The 19710-nt window shown below is 60.2% G+C and carries 21 protein-coding genes; 5 read left to right on the top strand and 16 right to left on the bottom strand.

Annotated elements, in window-relative coordinates; genetic code table 11:
• Positions 1 to 94 precede the first annotated feature (94 nt).
• The 8 genes from BGE01nite_RS25250 to BGE01nite_RS25215 form a co-directional block, all read right to left on the bottom strand.
• On the bottom strand, positions 95 to 511 hold the full coding sequence (locus tag BGE01nite_RS25250) for a c-type cytochrome domain-containing protein (RefSeq protein WP_146854994.1): 417 nt from the start codon (positions 509 to 511) through the stop codon (positions 95 to 97).
• A gap of 42 nt (positions 512 to 553) precedes the next feature.
• Positions 554 to 2119: a sensor histidine kinase gene (locus BGE01nite_RS25245; RefSeq protein ID WP_146854992.1), complete on the bottom strand. Its 1566-nt coding sequence runs from the start codon at positions 2117 to 2119 to the stop codon at positions 554 to 556.
• 61 nt (positions 2120 to 2180) lie between these two features.
• Positions 2181 to 3404, bottom strand: a complete 1224-nt coding sequence (locus BGE01nite_RS25240; protein ID WP_146854990.1) for an FG-GAP repeat domain-containing protein — start codon at positions 3402 to 3404, stop codon at positions 2181 to 2183.
• 260 nt (positions 3405 to 3664) lie between these two features.
• A complete protein-coding gene (locus BGE01nite_RS25235) occupies positions 3665 to 4066 on the bottom strand; it encodes a hypothetical protein (protein WP_146854988.1) in 402 nt (133 codons plus the stop codon).
• Positions 4067 to 4075: 9 nt separating this feature from the next.
• Positions 4076 to 4933 (bottom strand): hypothetical protein, encoded by an 858-nt coding sequence (locus tag BGE01nite_RS25230; protein WP_146854986.1) that lies wholly within the window; start codon positions 4931 to 4933, stop codon positions 4076 to 4078.
• The gene (locus tag BGE01nite_RS25225; RefSeq protein WP_146854985.1) at positions 4930 to 6483 is read right to left on the bottom strand and encodes an RNA polymerase sigma factor; all 1554 of its coding nucleotides are present in this window, start codon (positions 6481 to 6483) and stop codon (positions 4930 to 4932) included. The genes BGE01nite_RS25230 and BGE01nite_RS25225 overlap by 4 nt, the downstream gene beginning before the upstream one ends.
• A gap of 137 nt (positions 6484 to 6620) precedes the next feature.
• Positions 6621 to 7145, bottom strand: a complete 525-nt coding sequence (locus BGE01nite_RS25220; RefSeq protein WP_146854983.1) for a hypothetical protein — start codon at positions 7143 to 7145, stop codon at positions 6621 to 6623.
• A complete protein-coding gene (locus tag BGE01nite_RS25215; RefSeq protein ID WP_146854981.1) occupies positions 7117 to 7548 on the bottom strand; it encodes a hypothetical protein in 432 nt (143 codons plus the stop codon). The genes BGE01nite_RS25220 and BGE01nite_RS25215 overlap by 29 nt, the downstream gene beginning before the upstream one ends.
• Before the next feature lie 199 nt (positions 7549 to 7747).
• Here BGE01nite_RS25215 and BGE01nite_RS25210 point away from each other — a divergent pair, with 199 nt between their 5' ends.
• Positions 7748 to 8797: a DUF3500 domain-containing protein gene (locus BGE01nite_RS25210; RefSeq protein WP_146854979.1), complete on the top strand. Its 1050-nt coding sequence runs from the start codon at positions 7748 to 7750 to the stop codon at positions 8795 to 8797.
• A gap of 335 nt (positions 8798 to 9132) precedes the next feature.
• Here the strand turns inward: BGE01nite_RS25210 and BGE01nite_RS25205 are convergent, their stop codons facing one another.
• The 5 genes from BGE01nite_RS25205 to BGE01nite_RS25185 all read right to left on the bottom strand — a co-directional run bounded on the left by BGE01nite_RS25205 (position 9133) and on the right by BGE01nite_RS25185 (position 12170).
• Positions 9133 to 9510 (bottom strand): ATP-dependent Clp protease adaptor ClpS, encoded by a 378-nt coding sequence (locus BGE01nite_RS25205; protein WP_146854978.1) that lies wholly within the window; start codon positions 9508 to 9510, stop codon positions 9133 to 9135.
• 76 nt (positions 9511 to 9586) lie between these two features.
• Positions 9587 to 10198, bottom strand: a complete 612-nt coding sequence (locus tag BGE01nite_RS25200; protein WP_146854976.1) for a hypothetical protein — start codon at positions 10196 to 10198, stop codon at positions 9587 to 9589.
• Positions 10199 to 10382: 184 nt separating this feature from the next.
• Positions 10383 to 11408: a tRNA dihydrouridine synthase gene (locus BGE01nite_RS25195; RefSeq protein WP_218033099.1), complete on the bottom strand. Its 1026-nt coding sequence runs from the start codon at positions 11406 to 11408 to the stop codon at positions 10383 to 10385.
• Between the two features lie 78 nt (positions 11409 to 11486).
• Positions 11487 to 11672, bottom strand: coding sequence for a 50S ribosomal protein L32 (gene rpmF, locus BGE01nite_RS25190; RefSeq protein WP_146854974.1), 186 nt, complete (start codon positions 11670 to 11672; stop codon positions 11487 to 11489).
• An 18-nt stretch (positions 11673 to 11690) separates the two neighbouring features.
• Positions 11691 to 12170 carry a YceD family protein gene (locus BGE01nite_RS25185; RefSeq protein ID WP_146854972.1) on the bottom strand — a complete coding sequence of 160 codons (480 nt, stop codon included), beginning with the start codon at positions 12168 to 12170 and terminating at the stop codon, positions 11691 to 11693.
• Positions 12171 to 12344: 174 nt separating this feature from the next.
• Here BGE01nite_RS25185 and BGE01nite_RS25180 point away from each other — a divergent pair, with 174 nt between their 5' ends.
• Positions 12345 to 13295 (top strand): hypothetical protein, encoded by a 951-nt coding sequence (locus BGE01nite_RS25180; RefSeq protein ID WP_146854970.1) that lies wholly within the window; start codon positions 12345 to 12347, stop codon positions 13293 to 13295.
• A gap of 74 nt (positions 13296 to 13369) precedes the next feature.
• Here BGE01nite_RS25180 and BGE01nite_RS25175 read toward each other — a convergent pair whose 3' ends face one another.
• Entirely contained in the window at positions 13370 to 15058 is a 1689-nt protein-coding gene (locus BGE01nite_RS25175) for a sulfatase family protein (protein WP_170267056.1), read from the bottom strand.
• 166 nt (positions 15059 to 15224) lie between these two features.
• Here BGE01nite_RS25175 and BGE01nite_RS25170 point away from each other — a divergent pair, with 166 nt between their 5' ends.
• The 3 genes from BGE01nite_RS25170 to BGE01nite_RS25160 all read left to right on the top strand — a co-directional run bounded on the left by BGE01nite_RS25170 (position 15225) and on the right by BGE01nite_RS25160 (position 18355).
• Positions 15225 to 16271, top strand: coding sequence for a L,D-transpeptidase family protein (locus BGE01nite_RS25170; protein WP_170267055.1), 1047 nt, complete (start codon positions 15225 to 15227; stop codon positions 16269 to 16271).
• Positions 16272 to 16355: 84 nt separating this feature from the next.
• Positions 16356 to 17219, top strand: coding sequence for an NlpC/P60 family protein (locus BGE01nite_RS25165; protein ID WP_146854964.1), 864 nt, complete (start codon positions 16356 to 16358; stop codon positions 17217 to 17219).
• A complete protein-coding gene (locus BGE01nite_RS25160; protein WP_146854962.1) occupies positions 17216 to 18355 on the top strand; it encodes a C2 family cysteine protease in 1140 nt (379 codons plus the stop codon). Before BGE01nite_RS25165 ends, BGE01nite_RS25160 begins: the two co-directional genes overlap by 4 nt.
• A 161-nt stretch (positions 18356 to 18516) precedes the next feature.
• Here BGE01nite_RS25160 and BGE01nite_RS25155 read toward each other — a convergent pair whose 3' ends face one another.
• Positions 18517 to 18858: a thioredoxin family protein gene (locus BGE01nite_RS25155; RefSeq protein ID WP_170267054.1), complete on the bottom strand. Its 342-nt coding sequence runs from the start codon at positions 18856 to 18858 to the stop codon at positions 18517 to 18519.
• 207 nt (positions 18859 to 19065) lie between these two features.
• Positions 19066 to 19662: an RdgB/HAM1 family non-canonical purine NTP pyrophosphatase gene (gene rdgB, locus BGE01nite_RS25150; protein WP_146854958.1), complete on the bottom strand. Its 597-nt coding sequence runs from the start codon at positions 19660 to 19662 to the stop codon at positions 19066 to 19068.
• Positions 19663 to 19710 lie beyond the last annotated feature (48 nt).

Here is a 19710-nt window from a genome sequence, read left to right as displayed (position 1 = left end):
GGACGCTCCGCGACTTCGGCACCAAATACGAACGGCGTGGTCCGGGGACCACGCCGTTGATTTTGAAATTAAATTTCGTTAGGTGAGAGGGGGATTATTCCTCGCCTTTCCAGGAGCCGAAGCTGGCGCCGGACTCGATCCACTTCTTGATGAGGGCCTGCTTGTCGGCGGCGATGCGGTCGCCCTTGCCTTCAGGAGGCATGGCCATGTCGTCAGAGTCTGGAAGAGCCATGGTCTTGAGGAGCCAGGAGGCGTCGGGCTTGCCAGCGACGACGTTTTCATTCGGGTATTCTTTGCCACCCTTCATGATCAAGGCAGCGCCATCGAGACGAAGGCCGCCTTTGGGCTTCTTGATCTTGCCGTTGTCTTCTTTTTCCTTCTCGTGGCACTTGAAGCAGTTCTCCTTCAGGATGGGGAGGATTTGCTTTTCAAAGTCGACAGCGTCCTGGGCGGTGGCGACGTTCACGGTGAAGGCAGCGGCGATGGCAGCGAGTGTGATTTTCGTTTTCATTGGGTGGGTGGATTTGAATTTTGTTCTCGGCGCGTGATTTGGTCAAGCACGAGGAAGCTCCATCTCGACGATCAAACCGTGCGGTTCATTCGAACTTAAGCTGGCGCTGCCTCCACAAGTTTCTACACAGGTCTTTACGATGGCGAGCCCCAAACCGCTGCCACCGGTTTGACGATCGCGGCTGGTATCGACACGATAGAAGGGCTCAAACAAGCGTGGAAGGCTCTCCGGCGGGACACCGGGGCCGTTGTCGGCAATGCGCAGGCGGATGAGATCACCACGGCGAGAGGCGGTGACTTCGATGTCGCTTTCCGGGGCGTGCAGACGGGCATTGCGGAGGATGTTGCCGATGGCGCGACGCAGGAGATCTGGGATGCAGCGCACGACGAGATCCGCAGAAACAGTGACGCGGAGCTTTTGTGCGGGAATGGCTTCAGTGCCAGCGACTTCATCAATGAGCGAGAGCAGCGGGACGTTCTCCGCGGGCTTCGCGGCGGAGGCGATGGTGGTCCTGGAGAAGGAAAGCAACTCGTGAACCAGCGCGGACATCTGGCGCAGTTCATCACGTGCATCGGCGAGACGAAGCGCATCGGTATCGGTGAGGCGCTCCTCAAGGATACCGAGACTCATTTCCATTCTGGCCATGGGACTGCAGAGCTCATGGGCGATGTCGCCGAGGAATCGCTTTTGGCCGCGCACGATGCCATCGAGCTGAGCGGCCATCTGGTTCACGGCGTGGGAAAGACGGCCGAGTTCATCACTGCGGTTTTCAGGCACGCGGACATCAAACTGACCACGGGCGATCTGCTCGGTGGCGTGCATGTTGGCCCGGACACTGCGGGTGATGCCGCTGACGAAGGGCAGCCAGAGCAAGGCAGACACGGCCATGGCTCCGAAGAGAGCAAGGAACCAGGGTTTCACATCAAAGAAAAGACCGCCGCCAGTGATGCGATCTGTGACGATCATGAGGATGAGGGGGCCGTCACGGCGATTCCAACCGGGAACGAGCGGGAGGCGGATGCCGGTGTAGTAGACGGGCGGTGTGCCCACGGGCAGCATGAAGGTGCCGAGCTTCACCGGCATGATGGTATTCAGCTCGTCAAAGCGCGGGCCGTCATCCGGGCCTGGAGGAGGACCGATGCCGAGGGGGAAGTCACGCCCGAAGAGAAGGGCCTCAAGGTCATCGCGCGGCGGAGGTGGAGGTGGTCGATCTCCATCTGGCGGCTCATTCCCATCGCGTGGCGGCGGACGGTGAGCCAGCTCAGGGTGCATGTCGGCAAGCAGGCGCTGAACGTTGTCTGGCATCTCCACCTCGGCTCCAGCGATGCGGCGCGCAGGAACTGTGGCGATCAAGGCCTTCACGCCATGGCGTTCGCCGAAACCTTTGAGCATCGGGTCCCAATCCGCACGCTTCATGGTGCTGATGACGGCGTGCATCTCACGGCCGATGGTCTGGAGGCGGTCACCGACGATGCCGCCGAGCGCGCCCTGCATGCCTTCACGAAACTGCCACTGCAGCACGAACCAGAATGCCCCGGCAAGCACGAGGACATTCACCAGCAACCAAAGAAGGATGCGGGAGTAGAGATTAAAAAAGCGGCGGGGCATGGAGGCTGAATGCCTCTCAAGCTACTCCGCCGCTCGAGGGTGTTGCAAGAAGCAGGACTAATTATTCCTGTAGCAGCACGAAAACACCCATTTTGTTACCCACCACGACGTCCATCTTGCCGTCCTTGTTCACGTCGCCTGGGGTGACTTCGGTGCCGACACCGCTGGCGTCGTCGATGAGATGCGGGATGAAGTCGGCGCCGCCTTTGCCATCGCGCTTGATCTCGAACCAGTAGAGGACAGGAGCGGCCATGGGCTCGTCATCCTTCAGCGGGCCGTGGGCCCAGCGACGCTTGCCAGTGACGAGGTCCAGGACGCCGTCGCCATTGATATCAGCGAGCTGCATGGCGTGGAGCTGGCTGAACTTCACACCAACTTTGCTCTCCTCCACGGTGGCGCCCATGAGGTCATGACGCTCAAAGGTGCCGTCTTTCTTCTGCTCGAACCAGCCGAGGCCGTAGCCGTGGGCGTCGTAGCTGCTGATGACGTCGTTGAGCTTATCGCCATTCACATCATAGACGAGAATGAAGCTGCCGCCGCGCATGCCTTCCTTGGTGAAGAGCGCGGGGTGGAACTCCCAGTCGCTGTCCTGGGTGGTGTCTGCGGGCTGCTCGCGCCAGCCTTCCTTGTCGAGGATGTCGGGGCGGCCATCGCCATTCACATCGCCGAAGCCATAACCATGAGTGTAGCGGAAGTATTTCTTGTCGTTGTCATCGCTGACGGGGGTGATGGGGCGGAAGCGGGCCTTGCCGAAGGGGTTCTTCCAGTCGATCTCGGCATAACCGAGACGGCCGCCTTTGGAGGGCTGGGCGCCGCTGCTGGTGTGGCAGATGATCTCGGGTTTGCCATCGCCATTCATGTCACCCAGCGTGGGGGATTCGTTGTCGGTGATGTCAAAGATGGTGTGGCGGGTCCAGTCGCCACCTTTGCCCTGCGGGTTTTCAAAGACCCAGGTTTCCTTGCCGGGCCAGGAGAAGGCCAGGATGTCATGCCAGCCATCGCCATTGAAGTCGTAGGTGTAGGTGAGGAAGAAGTCGCTGTAGGTCTTCGCGGCGTCATAAGGCTCCTTTTCGAACTTCGGGGCGAAGCTGATGCGCTCTTTGAACTCCGGGCCTTTCCAGATGAAGCGGCCGGAGCAGATGTCGTTGTGACCATCGTGATCGAAGTCGGCGAAGTGGGCACCTTCGGCCACGAACTCATTGGAGAGGGTGATCTTCTTGAACTTGATGTCGGCTGCCGGAGACAAGGCGGCGGCGAGGGCGAGGAAAGGCAGGATGAGACGCATGGCGTGAGGTTGGGGAAAACAGAACAACCCCACTCAGCGCGATATTGCTTTCGGAGACAAGAAAAAGCTGTGGCTCAATCGCGTGACAAAACAGAGGTCGGCAGAGAGCGGAACAGAAGCGGACAAGAGTGTCCGCACTCCCCTCGACGTGGGCGCGAATGAAGAGACTGGAGTGAGGTCACATCAACACTGCGTTCGCGACGGCTGCGGATTCGGAGATCCGCGCTCCGTTGGCCGTGCAGACGGCGCCCCATTTTACTCTACTTTACGCGCTTCCAGACTTCCTGCCAGGGGTTGCCCTGGCCGATGAGGGTGAGGCGGTCGGAGTCGAGCTTGAAGGTGAATGTGAAGGTGCGGCCGATGAGGTCGGAGGAGCTGGAGTTGGCGTATTCGACGTGCTCGGCATAGGAATCACCATTGACGGTGAAAGTGCCGCCGTGGCGGACGAGGATGTGGCCGGTTTCGGCATCGGCCTGGGTGACGAGCCAGCGCTTGCCGCTGATGACTTTGATGCCGGCACCCTTCTCCGGAGTGTCCGGGGCTTCGCCGGGTTTGCCGAGCATGACCCAGGTGCCGGTGAGATCAGCGGAGGTGGGTTTGGAGTCCTGCGCGAGGGCGGTGAGGCTGAAGACGATGAAGAAAAAGGTGAGGCAGGTTTTCATGGCGGGACTTCAGGATTTCGAGGAGGTGGCGAGGCGCGAGAGCAGGCGGCGGAAGGAGTCCAGGACGATCTCAGACATTTTCCTCTGGGATTCCTGGGCGAGATCGAACTGGATCATCTGCTCCGGGGTGAGGATGTCTTTGGCGAGGATGATCTCATCACTCAACGGAGGGAGGATGCCGGCATCGTGGCTGACTTTGAGGACCAGAGAGTCATCTGCGGGGCCGGTGGGTTCAGCGGAAGCGCGGGCCGTGAGGGCTGCATGCAGACGATCTTTCTGCGCGGATTCGAGGCTGATGACGTCTTCAATGACACGCAGGGAGGAGTTCACCCTGTCCTCGATGCTGCGCTCGCGGGCTCGCTGAGAGGCACGGCGCCATGCTTCGGACCGATCATTGCCGAGGGCTTCGAGCATGGCTTCATCGAGCGCAGCCCTGGCAGCGGCGACGCCTGCTTGATAGGCCTCTGGGGACAAGCCGCCGTGGACGCGTGCTTCAGCCCGGGCGATGATCTTGGGCATGGCGAGCCGCCTCACGGCCGAGACCTCGGCAGGAGTCCAGTCGAGGACGCGCTGCCACCTGGAAATCTCGAGCTCGGCATCATTGCGGCTGAGTTCACGTTTCAGTTCGGGCTGCCGTGCCTTCAACTCGGACTCGAAGCGCTGCACGATCTGGGGCGGAGGTTCGCTGAGAACTGGCGCTGAGCCAGGCGGTGGCTGGACAGGTTTCGCTGATGTCTTCGCGGCCGAAGAGTGGGAAGAGGCTGGCTTCGCGGAGGGTGCGGGCGAGGCATGAAGCACGTCCCGCCGATGCAGGTAGAAGGCGGCACCAAGCAGCAGGATGAGCAGGGCTGGAAGGTGGGGCTTCATTGGGCCGGAATGGATTGAAGATGATCGAGAAGCAGCTTCAAACCGAGAGGCTTGAGCTCTTCATGGACGTCATGAACCATCTTTTGGTTAAGCTGGAGAACGCGGAGCTGATCCGCCGTGAGCACGGTGGCGAGCAGGTCCTGGTCCTCATGCATGGCGACCTCGGCACGCTGGAGGGCAACATTAAAATTCGCCTGGTGCTGAAAGCCTTCGCGGACCTGCTTAAGGGCGGTGCTCGCAAAGGTTTGGAAGAGGGCTTCCTTCTGATCCTCCGTCATGTCGATGGCCTCGGTGAAGTGCGCGAGAGTGCGGGCGGCAGCGCTTTCCGCAAAGGCGATCTCCTGCCCGGCCATCCAGGTTTCAAAGGCCTTGGCCTGGTCTTCGGGAAAGTTTGCCCGGACATACTTCACGCAGGACTCCTGAGGCGTCTTCACGCCAGGATGAGTCGTTGCATTGCCCTTGTCATCGAAGGTCGGCATGACGATCTCGCGCTTCATGAACTCGGTGTAGGCGATACGCTGGGCATCGGTCCAGCCGAGTGCTCCGGCGGTTTTCAAGGCCTGCTGCGAGACGGTCGTGGTGAGGATGAGACGGAGGAATTTATCCTGAAACTCTTCACTCACCGTCTCTCCCGAGGTGGCAGCCGAGCCGAAGGTCGCAGGCATGACAGCCGAGCCTGAATGATCCGCAGCGTTTTGAGGTTTGGGCCGAGCGACGCTGCTGGAAGTCGATGGGATCGGAGCGGTGAGTTCCTGATGAATCACGGGAATCACGACGAGAGCGAGAGCTGCCGCGGCGGAGAGGACGGCTTTCGTCGTGCTGGAGAGCGTGGCGAGGGTGGTCCCGGCCGTGGTGGCTTTGGGGAGTGTGCTTGCCAGCATGCGTGCGGCGACGGCGAGGGCAGCGATACCTGCGGTGGCGGAGGAGGAAGTAGGGACCAAGGTTGCGCCAAGACCTGCAGTGAGGGCAGTGGCCGGGACGATGATTCCGCGACGTTTCAAGGCAGTGCTAAGGCGGTCGATGGCGCGGCCTGCCTGCTGGCGGAGGGCTGCATCACTGCGGCCGAGACGTTCGGCGAGATGCTTGAAGCTGGCGCCTTCGTAGAAGCGCAGGAAGATGAGCTCGCGGTCGGTTTCCTGAAGATCATTCAGAGCGGCATCAAGCACGGGAAGAGCCTCGTGCAGCGGATCCTCCGCGGAGGATGAGGTGAAGGAAGTCGTGGTCATCTCAGCGGCATAGGCTTCGTGTTTGCTGTCAGTGCGCCATTGCTGACGGATGAAGCGTTTGGCCTGAGTGGCGGCCACGCGATGCAGCCAGGCACCGAGAGAGGTCACGCCAGTGAGAGCAGCGGCACGGCGGGCGAGCTCGGCAAAGACGATCTGCGCCACGTCCTCCGCCCCCTGCCCTGCCACGCGACCCGCCACGGCGCGCACCATGGTGGCGTGACGGCCGACGAGCTGCTCGAAGGCGCGGAGATCCCGATGCTCGGCATAGGCGCGGAGCAGCACCGCGTCATCGGCTTCGGGAGAAGAGGTGGGATTCGTCTGCATCACGGAAATTGTTCCCGCCCGGCATCTTATGTGACAGAAAAGATGTGGGGGAAGGAATTTCCGAAGATCTATGGGGGAAGAGCGTTCCGACGTGGCCAGTTCAGTCCGGAGTAGAAACGTCCACGCTAAAACTCAGATCAGTTTTGCGTTTGGGGGTTCACCAAAAGTGGGTTTGGCACGATCAGGTGAACGGCAATGAAACCACAAACATCACACGAGTAATTCATTCGCACCTCCACCTCAGGCTGATCAAGTTTCGCCGGGAAGAAGAGTCCGATCTTCTGAGCATTCGGCACGCCAGTGATCATGCCCGAATTCGGTGGTCGATCGATCCTGCCAGTATAGACAACTTTTGGATCTTCGGGAACGTAGCGAGCGCTCATTGGAATCACCTCAACCAGGGTGATCTTATTGGCCAATAGAAGTGCCTCCGGCAAGTTATCCGGGGTATGCGCTGCTTTTGCCACGGGATCTGCAAAAGGCCGCACATACTTCACGACAAAGTCCTCGGTGATGCTCTCGGCTGCAATCTCGCGGTCTGTTTTAGGTGGCACGGGGGCGCACGAAACGACCCAACCCATCGCCGCAAAACAGAGAAGTAGTTTACCTCGACTCATCGTGAAGCCGCCATGCTCAGCGGCCGGATGGGCTGACTCGGACAAATTTGAATCTCGCTTGATCGGGCCGTTTGTAATCGAGGCGAATGTTCGAGATCGTCAGGTACTTGTCGCCCTGCAATTGGAGGGTGCCGATGGGCCTTTTGAACTTGGGCATCTCATTTCCACCTTCGACACGCAGCACGAGAGCGCCGTCCTTCAGCGAGTAGTTCCCAAAGTAGTCCTTGTAGGTGCCCCAGGGTTTGAAAGTCACGGAGAACCCACCTTTGTGCAGGTGCAGTTCCTGAATCTGACGCCCTGAACCACCCACCTCCCTCCAATAACCATGCTCCGGCTGGGTGTGTTTATAGCCTGCGTAAGGATTGTCTGCGGTGGGGCCAGGTTGCGCGCATCCGGCCAGCGTCAACGCGCTGGCAAGCATCAGGAGCAGATAGGATTTTCGGAGCATAGGTTTTCTCAAAGTGGTATGAAGCTAGCAGAAGGGCATCCTGCGGGACAAGCTCCAAGATCGACTTAGCGAATACGTCCTGCCATCCTACTAAGGTGGCAGATGAGGTGATAGCATCTGGCCAGCATGAGGCTTCGGGAAGAATTTCCAACTTCACCGCTGCAAGGGTATCCGGGCGCGCCACGTTGACTGCCTCCCCATGATCCGATCTGTCCTCCCTGCCCTGCTGTGCACCAGCGTCCTAGCCCTCTCCGCCCTCCAAGTCCGCGCCCATGAGGCTGGCAAGCAGATGGCCGAGGTGGCGAACCTCCTCCTGTCCGTGCTCACCCCCGAGCAGAAAGCCAAGGCAACCTTCAAGTTTGACGATGAAGAGCGCATCAACTGGCATTTCATCCCGCGTGAGCGCAAGGGCCTGCCGCTGAAGGAAATGACGCCTCAGCAGGAGCTGCTGGCGCATGCGCTGCTGAACACCGGCCTGGGTTTCCGAGGCGCAGCGAAGGCGGTGACCATCATGTCCCTGGAAGAAGTGCTGTGGCAGATGGAAGGCGCGAAGGCTCCGGATGAAGCAGGCAAGGCCGCGGTGCGTGCGAAGCGTGATCCTGAGCAGTATTTCGTGAGCATCTTTGGCACGCCTGAGATGAAGGGCACCTGGGGCTGGCGCATTGAGGGGCATCACCTGTCCCTGAACTTCACGATCCAGGACGGCCAGCTTCTGCGTGCCTCGCCGACCTTCTTTGGCACAAATCCGGGTGAGGTGCGTCAGGGTAATCTGATGGGCCTGCGTGTGCTGGGCAAGGAAGAGGATCTGGGTCGTGAGCTGGTGAAGAGCCTGAATGATGAGCAGTGGAAGAAGGCGCTCTTTGATGCTGTGGCTCCGAAGGAGATGATCACCGCCGCTGAGAAGCGCGTGAATCCGCTGAAGCCTGAAGGGGTGTCCAATGCGGACATGACCGCTGAGCAGAAGGCGAAGCTGAAGGAGATCATCACTGAGTATACGGACCGCGTGCGTCCAGAGATCGCCGCTGAGCTTTGGGCGGAGATCGACAAGAGCCCGGTGTTCTTTGCCTGGGCTGGTGGCAAGGAGCGCGGCGAGCCGCACTACTACCGTGTGCAGGGCGCAAGCTTCCTGATCGAGTATGACAACGTGCAGGGCGAGGCGAACCATCCGCACAGCGTGTTCCGCAGCTTTGAAGGCGACTTTGGCCGTGACATCCTGGCTGAGCACCACAAGGAAGCGCACGGGAAGTAAGAGTGCGCTGATTTATTTTTTGTTATGCGAAAGGGGGCTGACGTGAGTCAGTCCCCTTTTTTGTGGGGATGTGGGAGTTCGGAGATTTGGCGTGTTTGCAACGCTTCTCGCGCCCTTCCAGGGCGCGAACCTAGCAGCGAATGCGGTTCGTCGAAATCCAGGGGTTCCGCTGCACCGCTTCGCGGTTTCGCTCCACCCCTGGCTACCTGCTGGCGAGCCTCCGGCTCGCGAGACGGATGAGGCGATGCTGCATCGTTTGTTAGTCCAATGACGATCTGATCATGGGGATGATCTATTTGTGGCGATGCCGTGCTCTTTGTGACGGCATTGACGGCTCACTCCGAGGGTTCCATGGTGGCGTGCATGGAGCGGTTGCTTTCCTTCATGCGGGGATCGGCGCCGTAGTTCTCGATCTGATCAACCCGGAGCTCGGCGAGCTCCTTGTGACAGGTGGCGACGATGACGCGGCCGCTTTCATCCACCTCACAGGCCATCTTGTAAGACACCTTGATTCCATAGCCAAAAATGGCGGTGAGCATCTCCACCACATAGGCATAGGTGTGCAGATCGTCATCATGCAGGATGACGTGATACGGCGGTTCGAGCTCAGGCTGAATCTGAACCTGAGTCTTCGGCTGGGCAGGCCTGGGTGCCACCAGCGGTCCGGCCCCTTTCGGGAAGGACACGGCAGAGTGCAGAGGCGCAATCGTCATAGGCGCATCATGTACCCAAAATGAGCCGTCCTCAAGGGCAAGGAGGCCCGAGCTTTAGATCAGCTCTCCTCCCGGCTCACTTCAGCTCGTGGACTTCGGCGTCCTTCTGCTGGGCGAGTGTTTTGATGAGCTGGGCGGCGGGTTGATAGGGTCTGGGGAAGGCAAACTCCAGCAACTGGGCGGCGTGGTCGAAATCTCCGAGTTCCCGGCAGATCTCGGCGGCGGTGAGGCGCTGGTTGGCGTTTGATTCATCCAGCAGGCGGAGAAGCTTTTGAAGATTCTCACGGTCCTTCAGGATGTCGGCTTCGCCATGGCGGACGGGATCGTTCGTGGCCCACCAGAGGCGCATGCGGACGTAACGTTCCTTTTCTTCGGTGGATGCCTCACCGCTGGCGAGCAACTGCTGAAGATCCTGCAGAGAAGGTTCATTGGCGAAGGGCACGCCCGGGAATTCGTTCGAGTCTCCCCAGGGCACCTCGGTGGCGACTTCCTCGCACTCGTCTGTCCAAAACAGCTCACCGCTCTGAGGGTGCCGGCGCAGCCAGCTATCGTCCGGCATGAGCGGGGCCACACGCTTGCCATCCGTCCAGAAACGGGCACCGGCAGTGCTGCCTGAATTCAGCGACTCGATCTTCACGAGCGAACCACTGCGTGTGGTTTTCAATACTTTGTTAGGTCCAGGTGTCATGGAAGGTCAGCGGGTGGATGGACAAGCGGGTTCGCGAACCCTCTTGTGTGACTAAATATTTAACGAACACGCGGACTAGGCACTTAAGACTTTGTCATTAATTCGTGATTCCTGAGCGGGAGGTTCGTTTCATCCGGAGGTGGAGTGGATCTCCCATCCCACGCTGAAGCGTGAACAACGTACTCTACCTCAGTTCAGCGAAGCCGCAAAAGACGGCGGAACTCTCGGGGGGACGAACGGGGAGGGGCTGGTCGTTATCCAGATGGTCGCGGCAGATGGTGAAGAAGTCTGCCTCAGTGCTGACGCGGCGGATGCGGAACTCGAACTGGCCATCATCAATGCCGGTGGTGATGTAGACCATGTAGCGCTTCATCTTCTGCACATGTTTGGTGCGGTCCGGATGCGGATGGAAGACGGCGGTGTGCTCGTAGAGCAGATGGATGTACTCCAGGAGGTCGCGGCGTGAGGGCCAGGGCGCCTGGGTGCCTTCCCAATGGGCGCGCATCTGGGAGAAGATCCAGGGATGGCGGATGGCGCCGCGGCCGATCATGAGGCCGGCGGCCTGGGTCTGGCGCAGGTAGGAGAGGCCGGTGGGCACGTCGACGACATTGCCATTCGCAATAACGGGGCAAGGCATGGCGTGCACGGCCGTGGCCACGCATTCGGGATGCACCGGGGTCTTGTAGGCATCCTTCACGGTGCGGCCGTGGATGGTGAGCATCTGGATGTCATGCTTCAGGAAGACCTCCAGAAGGCGGGGGAACTCCGTTTTGTCCGTGAAACCGACACGGCATTTGACGGTGAAACGGCCCTGAATGGCACCGCGGAGGGCGCGGAGGATTTCATCGACACGGTCCGGCTGGCGGAGGAGACCGCCGCCGGCATCCTTGCGGCACACAACGGGGGCCGGGCAGCCGAGATTGAGGTCGATGCCTGCAACGGGGTATTTTTCCAGCAGCTTGGCGTTGCGGACCAAGGCGGGCACATCCTGCCCGATCATCTGGGCGATCACCGGGCGGCCTGTCTCGTTCTCCGTGATGGAACGCAGGATGGAGGGGTCCAGGGTGGAGTCTGGCGTGATGCGGAAGTACTCCGTCACGTAGAGGTCAGGGCCGCCATAGCGGGCCATGAGCCGCATGAACGGCAGGTCCGTGACGTCCTGCATGGGGGCGAGGACGAGGGCTGGGCGGTTCTCTGGCAGCAGCAGCATGAGACGATATCAATCAACAAACAAGCCCCGTCCTGACGCGCAGGGCGGGGCTGGCTTGAAAAAAGAAAGGGCTGAGGACTACTCCTGAGCGGCGATGGTCAGCACCTGACGGCCTTTGTAGTAGCCGCAGGATGGGCAGGCCACGTGACCTGGAACGGACGTGCCGCACTCAGGACAGGTCTTCAAGGAAGGGGCGCGCCAGCGGTTGGCTCCCTGACGGAGACGTTGACGGCACTTGGATTGACGGCGTTTCGGATTGGCCATGTTCTGGGAAGGGGGGCGCTAGTTTTTCAGATTATCGAGGGCGGACCAAACTCCTTTGCCCGTGCCAGGCGTCTCAGGCGCCAAGGGAGATTCAGTGGCATCGAAACGACCTTCGGCAGGACAGTCGCGCGGATCAACGTTACCATCTTCACAGCGCGGGAAGTTTGGAAGGGTGAGCAGAATGTCTTCCCTTATAGCGTCTGTCAAGTCGATGATGCCTTCCTTTTCAATTGGCACCTCGGTCACGTAGTCAGGGATGTCGACGCGCTGGCGGTAGCGCTCGAGACAGCGACCGCACTCAAGGCTGAATTCGGCCTCCACGGAGCCGGTGATGACGAGGTTCTCGTCATCACGGATGACCTGGAGGTCATAGGTGAGCGGGGATTCGGCGCGGGCGGTGTCCGTCTCCGGAAGCGCAAAGAAGGAGGCTAGCTCCGTGCCCTGAAGCTGCTTGCCATCTCCTGGGAGGTGGCGGAGGTCGATGTGGAAAGGATTCATAACGTGAAATAGCTGGGAGGACTTTACCCATCAATCGGGAGCCTCGTCCAATAAAACCCGGCCCCCGAATCCTGTATTCAACGCCCCAAACACAGGAAGGGATCTTTTTTCCAAACAATGCGGGAAAGATCCGTTACAGAATAAGTGACCCTCTCCTTAGGTCTATCTCCCCCTATGAAATCACTCTTTGTGACCCTCCTGATCCTGGGTGCCGCTTTCCTCGGTTACGATTACTTCCTGGCCCGCCCCTGGGACCGGGTGGTTTTTGAGAAAGGCCCCCGCCCTGCCACCGGTCCGTCTGCGCTGCCGACGCACACGATCGAGGACGACGGCCCGGCCCCGGGAACGACTCCCACGGCCCCTGCGGATGCTTCCGTGGCCAAGACGGATGCGCCGAAGAGTGATGAGAAAAAGGCCGATGACTGGCAGCCTACGATCCCGAAGATCCCGACGAATGAGTTTGTGGTGCCGACGATCCCGACAGCAGAGGCGGTGACGAAGAACTGGACGATGATCCCGAAGCAGGCCTTCCCGCGCCCGGTGGTGCTGAAGAAGGATGTGGTGGTGAAGATGAGCGTGGGTGGATCCACCCTGCGCGCGGGCGCCACGGCCCAGGCCATGGCCGCGGAAAATGGCACCCTGGTCATCGCTCCCACGGTGACCTCGCCAGCACGCGGCACGATCCCGGTGATGGACACGGATTTTCCGGAACAGATCCAGAAGGCCTACGCGAAGTGGAAGGTGGAGCGCATCGAGCAACTGCGGCAGGCCTGGGTGAATGCGAAGACCCGCATCACCGAGCCCGGGAAGGACAACAGCACGATGTCCAACGGCCAAGGCGTGGGCTTTGACGCGGCAGGCAAGCCGAAGCAGAACTCCGATGGCAGCTACAATCTGCTGCTGGCGGTGATCTCCACCGGACGAGTGACCGATGTGGATCCCAAGAAAGTCACGCACTGGAGCCTGCCAAGGCAGGACACGATCGATGGCAAGCCAACGTGGGTGGTGGATGTGACCTACTCCACAAGCACGATCTTTGGCCTGATGGATGTGCCGAGTCATGCGCACATCCGGGATAACCAATTGATCCGCTGGATCTATGATTCGGGCGAGCCCGTGCCGTAAAGTTGGTTAATCCTCCGGGGCTTGATGGAGCAAGCGGATGCCGAAGCGACCGAATTCTGACGGATGAAAAAGGTCTACTTCGCCATCTTTCGCAGCTCTTTGCGCGACAGAGGCTTCGGCGCGGTCGATGGATAGGCTGCGCCGAACTCGCCAAAGGGCTGCTTGAGCGGGGCAAGCACCTCTTTGAGCTTTGCCTTCATGTCAGCGAGCAGCGCCGCATTCGCGGGATCAGCCGCCACATTTTTGGTGTCCTGAGGAGCCGGGCCGCCGCCGATCTCGAACAACTGGTCCGCGTCGAACTGAAAGGGAAAGTCGTCGATGGACTTCATGTAGTTGTTTCCCTGCGTGTGCCAGCGCCATGAGTTCCGGGCGAACTTCCACTGTTCAGGCGTGAGCGTTTTTTTGAACTTCTCGAAGAACTGCTCCGCCTTTGGTGTCATGTGCGGGAAGACTCCGGTGCGCTCCACTTCATCAATCCTGGCCTGCACATCAGGCGGATAGCGGAGGGCGACGTATTTCCATTTGTCAGTAACGACCGCGCGCGTGTGGCCGTTTTCCAGCATCAGGCCATCCCGCCACGGTGCGTCCGCGTCAGCGAGCACGGGCAGGATGGTGCGGCCATCGAGGATCATGCCCGTGGGTGGCGTGATGCCGCAGGCGTCGAAGATCGTGGGAGCGAAGTCCGTGTTTGCGACAATGCGGTCGCAGACGGAACCTGGCTTGAAATGCTGCGGCCACATCATCAGCAAGGGCACACGTGCGCCGCCTTCATAGAGCGTTTCCTTGCCGCGCTGGTTGTTGTCAGAGAAGACCACGAGCAGCGTGTTATCGAGCAGCTTGAGTTCTTCGAGTCGATTCACCACGGCACCAATGCCGCAGTCGAGCCAGTGCATGCCAAACTGCTGTGCGGTCTCTGCGCCGGCGGCTTTCGCGGTGTCATAGATCACTTTGCGTGAGGGCATGGGCACCTTCGGTGCTTCGGGCAGCAGACCGCCCTCGGTCACGCGGCCGTATTTTGCGTAGTCTTCCAGCAAAAGCTGAGGTTTGATCGGCAGATGCAGGAGATGCGTGGAGAGATAGAGGAAGAAGGGTTCCTTCTGGCTTTGGTCGATGAAGTCCAGCGCGCCTTTCACCTCGGCTTCCATGTTGTGATCGTAGTTGGTGCCGTGAAGTTCCACGCCCTTGAACTGTGATGAGCGGAAGTCCAGCGGAGCGGCGACGTAGTCGAACCCACGCTCCTTGATGCGCCCGGTCAGCCAGGCGCTGCGCTGCTTGAGCCAGCCATCCGCCTCCGCCCCGAAGACATCGCCGTCTTTACCGGGGAAGCGGCCATATTTCTCTGCCTCGAGATGATATTTGCCGACGAAGCCCGTGCGGTAGCCGGCCTGGTGCATCACATTGGGCAGGTTCGGCAAATCTGTCTCCAGCACGGCGTGGCCACCGGCCTCGTCCTCCTCGGCTGCGGCGGCATCAGCACCGGCCGGGCGAGCGCGTGAGGCGTAGCGGCCGCTCAGACAGGTGTAGCGGCTGGGCACGCACAGCGGCGTGACGGCATAGGCCCGCGTGAACTTCACGCCACGCTCGGCGATACGATCCATATGCGGTGTGAGACTGGTGCCGCCGTAACATTTGCCCATGTAGCCAAAGTCCACATTATCAATGACGATGAAGACCACATTGGGAGGCGGTGGCGCTGCCGCGAATGACGAGTGACCCGTCACGCAGGTCCAGAGGAAGGCGATGGCGGACAGGCATTGTTTCATGAGTTTCAAAGAGCGCTCAGGCAGATGCATCGTGCCTCCCAAACGCCGGCAACCTGCCGAAAAATCACCATCCATGTTTTTGTTCAGCGCTGACATGGGTGTCCGGCAGTCACGAGTCGGGATAGACCCCATGTCGCGGGAGGTGGCTTCTGCGCACACTACGGTCATGATCACGCGCCGACTTCCAACCTTCTCGATGGCGACCTTGCTGGCCATCTTTGTCTCCTGTGCAGCCTGGGCCGAAGAAACGAAGAGCAAGGAGGTGACTCCACGCACGCAGGCAGGTATAGAGGCCGCGACGCGACTGCAGGTGTTCCTGGATCGTGCGGAGTTCGCTCCGGGGAAGATCGATGGGCGCTACGGGGAGTTCACGGTGAAGGCGCTGCAGCTTTTCCGCCAGTCACATGGGGAGGAGATGAAGCAGCCCGAGAAGCCAGACGGTGCGCCGGATGTGAGCGGGCTGGATCTGGCGAGTGTGGAGCCGCTTTTCACCGACTACACCGTGGTGGAGGCTGACTTAAAGGGACTGGGGGCGGTGCCTGAAAGCGTGCCTGCGCAGGCGAAGCTGAAGGCGCTGTCCTATGAAACGGCAGCGGAGCTCATCGCGGAGAAGTTTCACATGGATGTGGATTTTCTCGGCGAGCTAAACCCAGGCAAGACCAAGGACATCAAGGTAGGTGACAAGCTCCGCGTGGTGAATGTGGAGCCCTTTGACCTCGGCGCGGTGAAGGATCTGAAGCCAGGCAGTGAGCTGGGGGCGAATGACATCGAGGACGAGGGCAAGGGCAAGGATGAGCCGGTGACGACGAAGACGGCGGTGAAGGTGGATACGAAGAGCAATATGCTGAGCGTGCTGGAAGACGGGAAGCTGATCGCGGCGTATCCGGTGACGATTGGTTCGGAACAGACGGAGTCACCGGTGGGTGACTGGAAGGTGCGCGGTGTGGCGAAGATGCCTAACTTCCGTTATGACAAGAAGATGCTGAGCAAGGGTGAGCGCAGTGACCAGTTTCACATGCTTAAGCCAGGTCCGAACAATCCGGTGGGGGTGGTGTGGATCGCGCTGAACAAAAAGGGCATCGGCCTGCACGGCACGAACTCACCGGATGCCATCGGGCGTTCCGCCAGTCATGGCTGCGTGCGGCTGGCGAACTGGGATGTGGTGCGCCTGGCCGCGAAGGTGAAGGCCGGGGTGCCGGTGGCGATTCATTGACCGGGATGGGCCATGTCCTGCGGATTCCGCTGATTTTCAGCAAAGAAAAGGTGCCCCTCGTTCGCTATAGGGGGATTACCAACCATGCTGCGAAGTCTCTCTTTCGTCTTCCTTGCCGCCAGCCTGCTCCATGCGCAGGAGGCGGACCGCCAAAACTACAAGTCGCCCTATTCGGTGAAGTTCAGCTTCCCGGAGGAGGAATTGGTGGGGGATCTGGCGAAGGGGCCGCGCAGTGAATCGAAGAACCAAGCGGAGGTGCCCTATGCGGAATGGTATGATGCTTCGAAGCAGGGGCGCTGGGGTTACTGGGGGCCTTCCGCCAAGCACTATGATCCACCGGCGGGGTTTGCCTCGAAGAGCGCGGACTGGCTGCGTGAGCGGGTGATCGCCACAGGGCTGAAGTTCACAAGCTACAGCTACCAGCATCATCATGTGCCGGACTGGGAGCCGCCTGCGGACTGGCCGAAGGATGCTGAACAAAAAACGCCGGCGGCCAAGGGGCTGGACTGCAGCAACTTCACGGCATTCGTTTACAACCTGGCAATGGGCATCAAGCCGACGGGCGCGATCGGTGACCAGGCGGAACTCACGACGATGCCTGGCCCGGGCAAAGGACGGAACATTCCGGTGAAGAGGATCGAGCTGCCGGCGGATCATGCGGACTATGAAAAGACGCTGATGACGGGTGATCTGCTCTATGTGAAAAGCAGCCGCGGCAATGTGAGCCATGTGGTGATCTGGGTGGGCAAGATCGGCCAGGCGCCGGAGAGTGTGCCGCTGATCCTGGACAGCACGGGCACGGGACTCAAGGACAGCAACGGCGTGCTCATTCCGGATGGCATCTATCTGCGCCCCTTCCGCCCGACGACCTGGTATTTCCGACAGGCCAGCCATGCGCTGCGCATCATCCCCGACGGTCAGGACAAGGACAAGAAAGCCACGCGATGAAACCTACTTCCCTTTTGCTCATTCCCCTTTGCATCGCTGCTGCGAACACAGCGACAGCACGTGATGCGGAGACCTCCACGGACAAGGATCGCGTGGATTTCCTAACCATCGTTGATACCAAATTCGCCAGCTGGGATGCAGATACGGATGGTGAGCTGGAGCGCGGTGAACTGGACAAGCTGGTGGCGGATCGTGAGATCCTGGGGGATCAGGCGGCTGCCGTGGCGGCGCTGAAGCGGGCTTCACGCTACAAGAAGATCGAGCTGCCGAAGTTCACGGCAAAGGCGATCCATGAACTGGCGGAGAAGAAGCCTGCGAAAGACTGGCCGAACCTGGCCGCGATGTATGCGAGCGGTGTGAAGCGCCTGGCGAAGGTGCAGCAGCGTGTGCTGTTTGCCTCTGGCAAGCCAAGGCTGGAGACGGTGCATCAGGGACCGATGGGGAACTGCTTCAGCCTGGCACCGCTGGGGGCGATCGCGCAGGGAAGGCCCGAGTACATCGTGGATGAGATGATCAAGCCGCTGCCGGACAACCGCTATGAGGTGAAGCTGGGCAAGAAGAAGGTGACCGTGGATGCCCCGACGGATGCGGAGCTGGCGATGACGGCGGGCAATGAGTCTGACGGCATCTGGGTGAATGTGTATGAGAAGGCGGCTGGTGAGGCGCACAATGAGCTGAAGCCCGAGGAAAAGCGCGAGAGCACGGGTCTGGATGCGCTGAGCAAAGGTGGCAGCGCGGGCACTCAGCTGGCGTTCATCACCGGGCATGAGATGTATCGGCTCTCCTGCAAATTCGCGAAGGAGGAGAAGATCTCGAAAGAGGAGTTTGATCAGAAGCTGAACGAGATTCGCGAGGCACTGAAGTCCGCCACGAAGGAGAAGCGGCTGATGACCTGCGGCACGGTGAAGGCCACGATCCCGGGCATCACGCCCGGTCATGCCTACGCGGTGCTGAGCTATGACGCCGAGAAGGATCTGATCCGTGTGTGGAATCCGCATGGTGACACGCGCACGATCAAGGGTGAGCCGGGGCCGGCGAATGGGTACCCAATGACGGACGGGGTGTTTGACATGCCGCTGCCGGTCTTCGTGAAGGAGTTTGCCGGACTGGCTTTTGAGATTCTGCCGAAGTCTTGAGGCTTTGGGGAGGACGGAGGCTTTCAGCGAACCTTCGAAACGCTTTGTTGGTTAGGCAGTTCGTGCGCTTTTACGGCGGTTCCCGGTCGCTTCGCGACCTTCACAGCCGAGGTTCACCAACGTCTTTAGAACGTGAGGTGCCACGCTTTTGAAAAGCGCGCTTATAGGTCCAGCATGTCTTCCATCACGCGCTTGGGGATGGCGCCGACTTCGCGGCGGATCTCCCTGCCGTCTTTGAAGGTGATGAAGGTGGGAATGCTCCTGACGGCGTGCTGATTGGAGGCGCCGGGCTGGTCGTCGATATTGATGCGCACGACGCGGGCCTTCGTGCCGATCTCGCGCGAGAACTCCTCGACCAAGGGGCTGACTTTTTTGCACGGCGGACACCAGTCAGCGTAAAACTCGACCAGCACGGGCACTTTGGAGGTGTTCAGCGTCCACAGGAGGGAGCCGCCATTCTCGGACCTACTGGAAGGGCCGGTGGGGAGGGAGGTATCAATCATGATCCAGCCCCCCCACGCGATGAGGCCCGTCACGGCCCACATTCCAATATTTCCAGAATTCATAGCTACATAATTCCAGAAGAGGTCCTTTTAACCAAGGTGGGAGTTGTAACGGTTTTCTAAGATTTTAGCCAGGAATGGGCACCCATAGCTGGGCTTGGAAATAGTCCGAACCCCTTACTTGATTCCCTTTTTCTTGATCTCAGCTCAACTCAGATTCTGGGACATCCAGGTGCGCATGAGATCGAGGGCCCGGGCGCGGTGGCTGAGCTGGTTTTTCACCTCGGGGCTGAGGACGCCGAAGGTATCGGCGAAGCCATCGGGCTGGAAGAGGGAGTCGTAGCCGAAGCCGCCGCTGCCCTGCTCGGTGAGGCGGAGCTGGCCTTCGACCGTGCCGTGAGTGACGTGGAGGGCCTTGCCATCCAGCGCGAGGACGAGGCAGCACCGGAAACGACCGGGGAAGGTGGCAGGAGGGAGTTTGCTGAGCTCGGCTTTCAAGCGGGTGCGGTTGTCGGCATCCGTGGCATCAGGGCCGGCATAGCGGGCGGAGTAGACGCCAGGCTCGCCATGGAGGGCATCGACCTCCAGACCGGAGTCATCAGCGATCACGTAGAGGCCGGGGAGAGCGGTGCTGGCGGCCTCGGCTTTGAGGATGGCATTCGCCTCGAAGGTGGTGCCGGTCTCCTCCGGCAATGTCACGTGAGGATGTGCGCGCAGGCCCTGCACGTCCCACGGCGCGCCGAGCATGGCGGCGACTTCCTGGACTTTGTGAGCGTTCGAGGTGGCGAAGATGAGGGCGGGCATGATGAAGAACAGATGATGGGGAGATGCGGTGGCACAAATCCAAATCTG

Source organism: Prosthecobacter gellanilyticus (assembly GCF_007992435.1).
Classification (GTDB): domain Bacteria; phylum Verrucomicrobiota; class Verrucomicrobiia; order Verrucomicrobiales; family Verrucomicrobiaceae; genus Prosthecobacter; species Prosthecobacter gellanilyticus.
This window is presented reverse-complemented; position numbering and strand designations above follow the sequence as displayed.

What these genes read in the sequence shown, in the direction of transcription:
- BGE01nite_RS25195 (WP_218033099.1), bottom strand. Translation starts at nt 11,408, where the DNA reads ATGCTGCTGCTGCCAGAGAACCGCCCAGCCCTCGTCCTCGCCCCCATG.
- BGE01nite_RS25160 (WP_146854962.1), top strand. Translation starts at nt 17,216, where the DNA reads ATGAAACCTACTTCCCTTTTGCTCATTCCCCTTTGCATCGCTGCTGCG.
- BGE01nite_RS25225 (WP_146854985.1), bottom strand. Translation starts at nt 6,483, where the DNA reads ATGCAGACGAATCCCACCTCTTCTCCCGAAGCCGATGACGCGGTGCTG.
- BGE01nite_RS25170 (WP_170267055.1), top strand. Translation starts at nt 15,225, where the DNA reads ATGATCACGCGCCGACTTCCAACCTTCTCGATGGCGACCTTGCTGGCC.
- BGE01nite_RS25185 (WP_146854972.1), bottom strand. Translation starts at nt 12,170, where the DNA reads ATGAATCCTTTCCACATCGACCTCCGCCACCTCCCAGGAGATGGCAAG.
- BGE01nite_RS25235 (WP_146854988.1), bottom strand. Translation starts at nt 4,066, where the DNA reads ATGAAAACCTGCCTCACCTTTTTCTTCATCGTCTTCAGCCTCACCGCC.
- BGE01nite_RS25215 (WP_146854981.1), bottom strand. Translation starts at nt 7,548, where the DNA reads ATGCTCCGAAAATCCTATCTGCTCCTGATGCTTGCCAGCGCGTTGACG.
- BGE01nite_RS25200 (WP_146854976.1), bottom strand. Translation starts at nt 10,198, where the DNA reads ATGACACCTGGACCTAACAAAGTATTGAAAACCACACGCAGTGGTTCG.
- BGE01nite_RS25180 (WP_146854970.1), top strand. Translation starts at nt 12,345, where the DNA reads ATGAAATCACTCTTTGTGACCCTCCTGATCCTGGGTGCCGCTTTCCTC.
- BGE01nite_RS25250 (WP_146854994.1), bottom strand. Translation starts at nt 511, where the DNA reads ATGAAAACGAAAATCACACTCGCTGCCATCGCCGCTGCCTTCACCGTG.
- BGE01nite_RS25230 (WP_146854986.1), bottom strand. Translation starts at nt 4,933, where the DNA reads ATGAAGCCCCACCTTCCAGCCCTGCTCATCCTGCTGCTTGGTGCCGCC.
- BGE01nite_RS25240 (WP_146854990.1), bottom strand. Translation starts at nt 3,404, where the DNA reads ATGCGTCTCATCCTGCCTTTCCTCGCCCTCGCCGCCGCCTTGTCTCCG.
- rpmF (WP_146854974.1), bottom strand. Translation starts at nt 11,672, where the DNA reads ATGGCCAATCCGAAACGCCGTCAATCCAAGTGCCGTCAACGTCTCCGT.
- BGE01nite_RS25165 (WP_146854964.1), top strand. Translation starts at nt 16,356, where the DNA reads ATGCTGCGAAGTCTCTCTTTCGTCTTCCTTGCCGCCAGCCTGCTCCAT.
- BGE01nite_RS25210 (WP_146854979.1), top strand. Translation starts at nt 7,748, where the DNA reads ATGATCCGATCTGTCCTCCCTGCCCTGCTGTGCACCAGCGTCCTAGCC.
- BGE01nite_RS25205 (WP_146854978.1), bottom strand. Translation starts at nt 9,510, where the DNA reads ATGACGATTGCGCCTCTGCACTCTGCCGTGTCCTTCCCGAAAGGGGCC.
- BGE01nite_RS25175 (WP_170267056.1), bottom strand. Translation starts at nt 15,058, where the DNA reads ATGAAACAATGCCTGTCCGCCATCGCCTTCCTCTGGACCTGCGTGACG.
- BGE01nite_RS25155 (WP_170267054.1), bottom strand. Translation starts at nt 18,858, where the DNA reads ATGATTGATACCTCCCTCCCCACCGGCCCTTCCAGTAGGTCCGAGAAT.
- rdgB (WP_146854958.1), bottom strand. Translation starts at nt 19,662, where the DNA reads ATGCCCGCCCTCATCTTCGCCACCTCGAACGCTCACAAAGTCCAGGAA.
- BGE01nite_RS25245 (WP_146854992.1), bottom strand. Translation starts at nt 2,119, where the DNA reads ATGCCCCGCCGCTTTTTTAATCTCTACTCCCGCATCCTTCTTTGGTTG.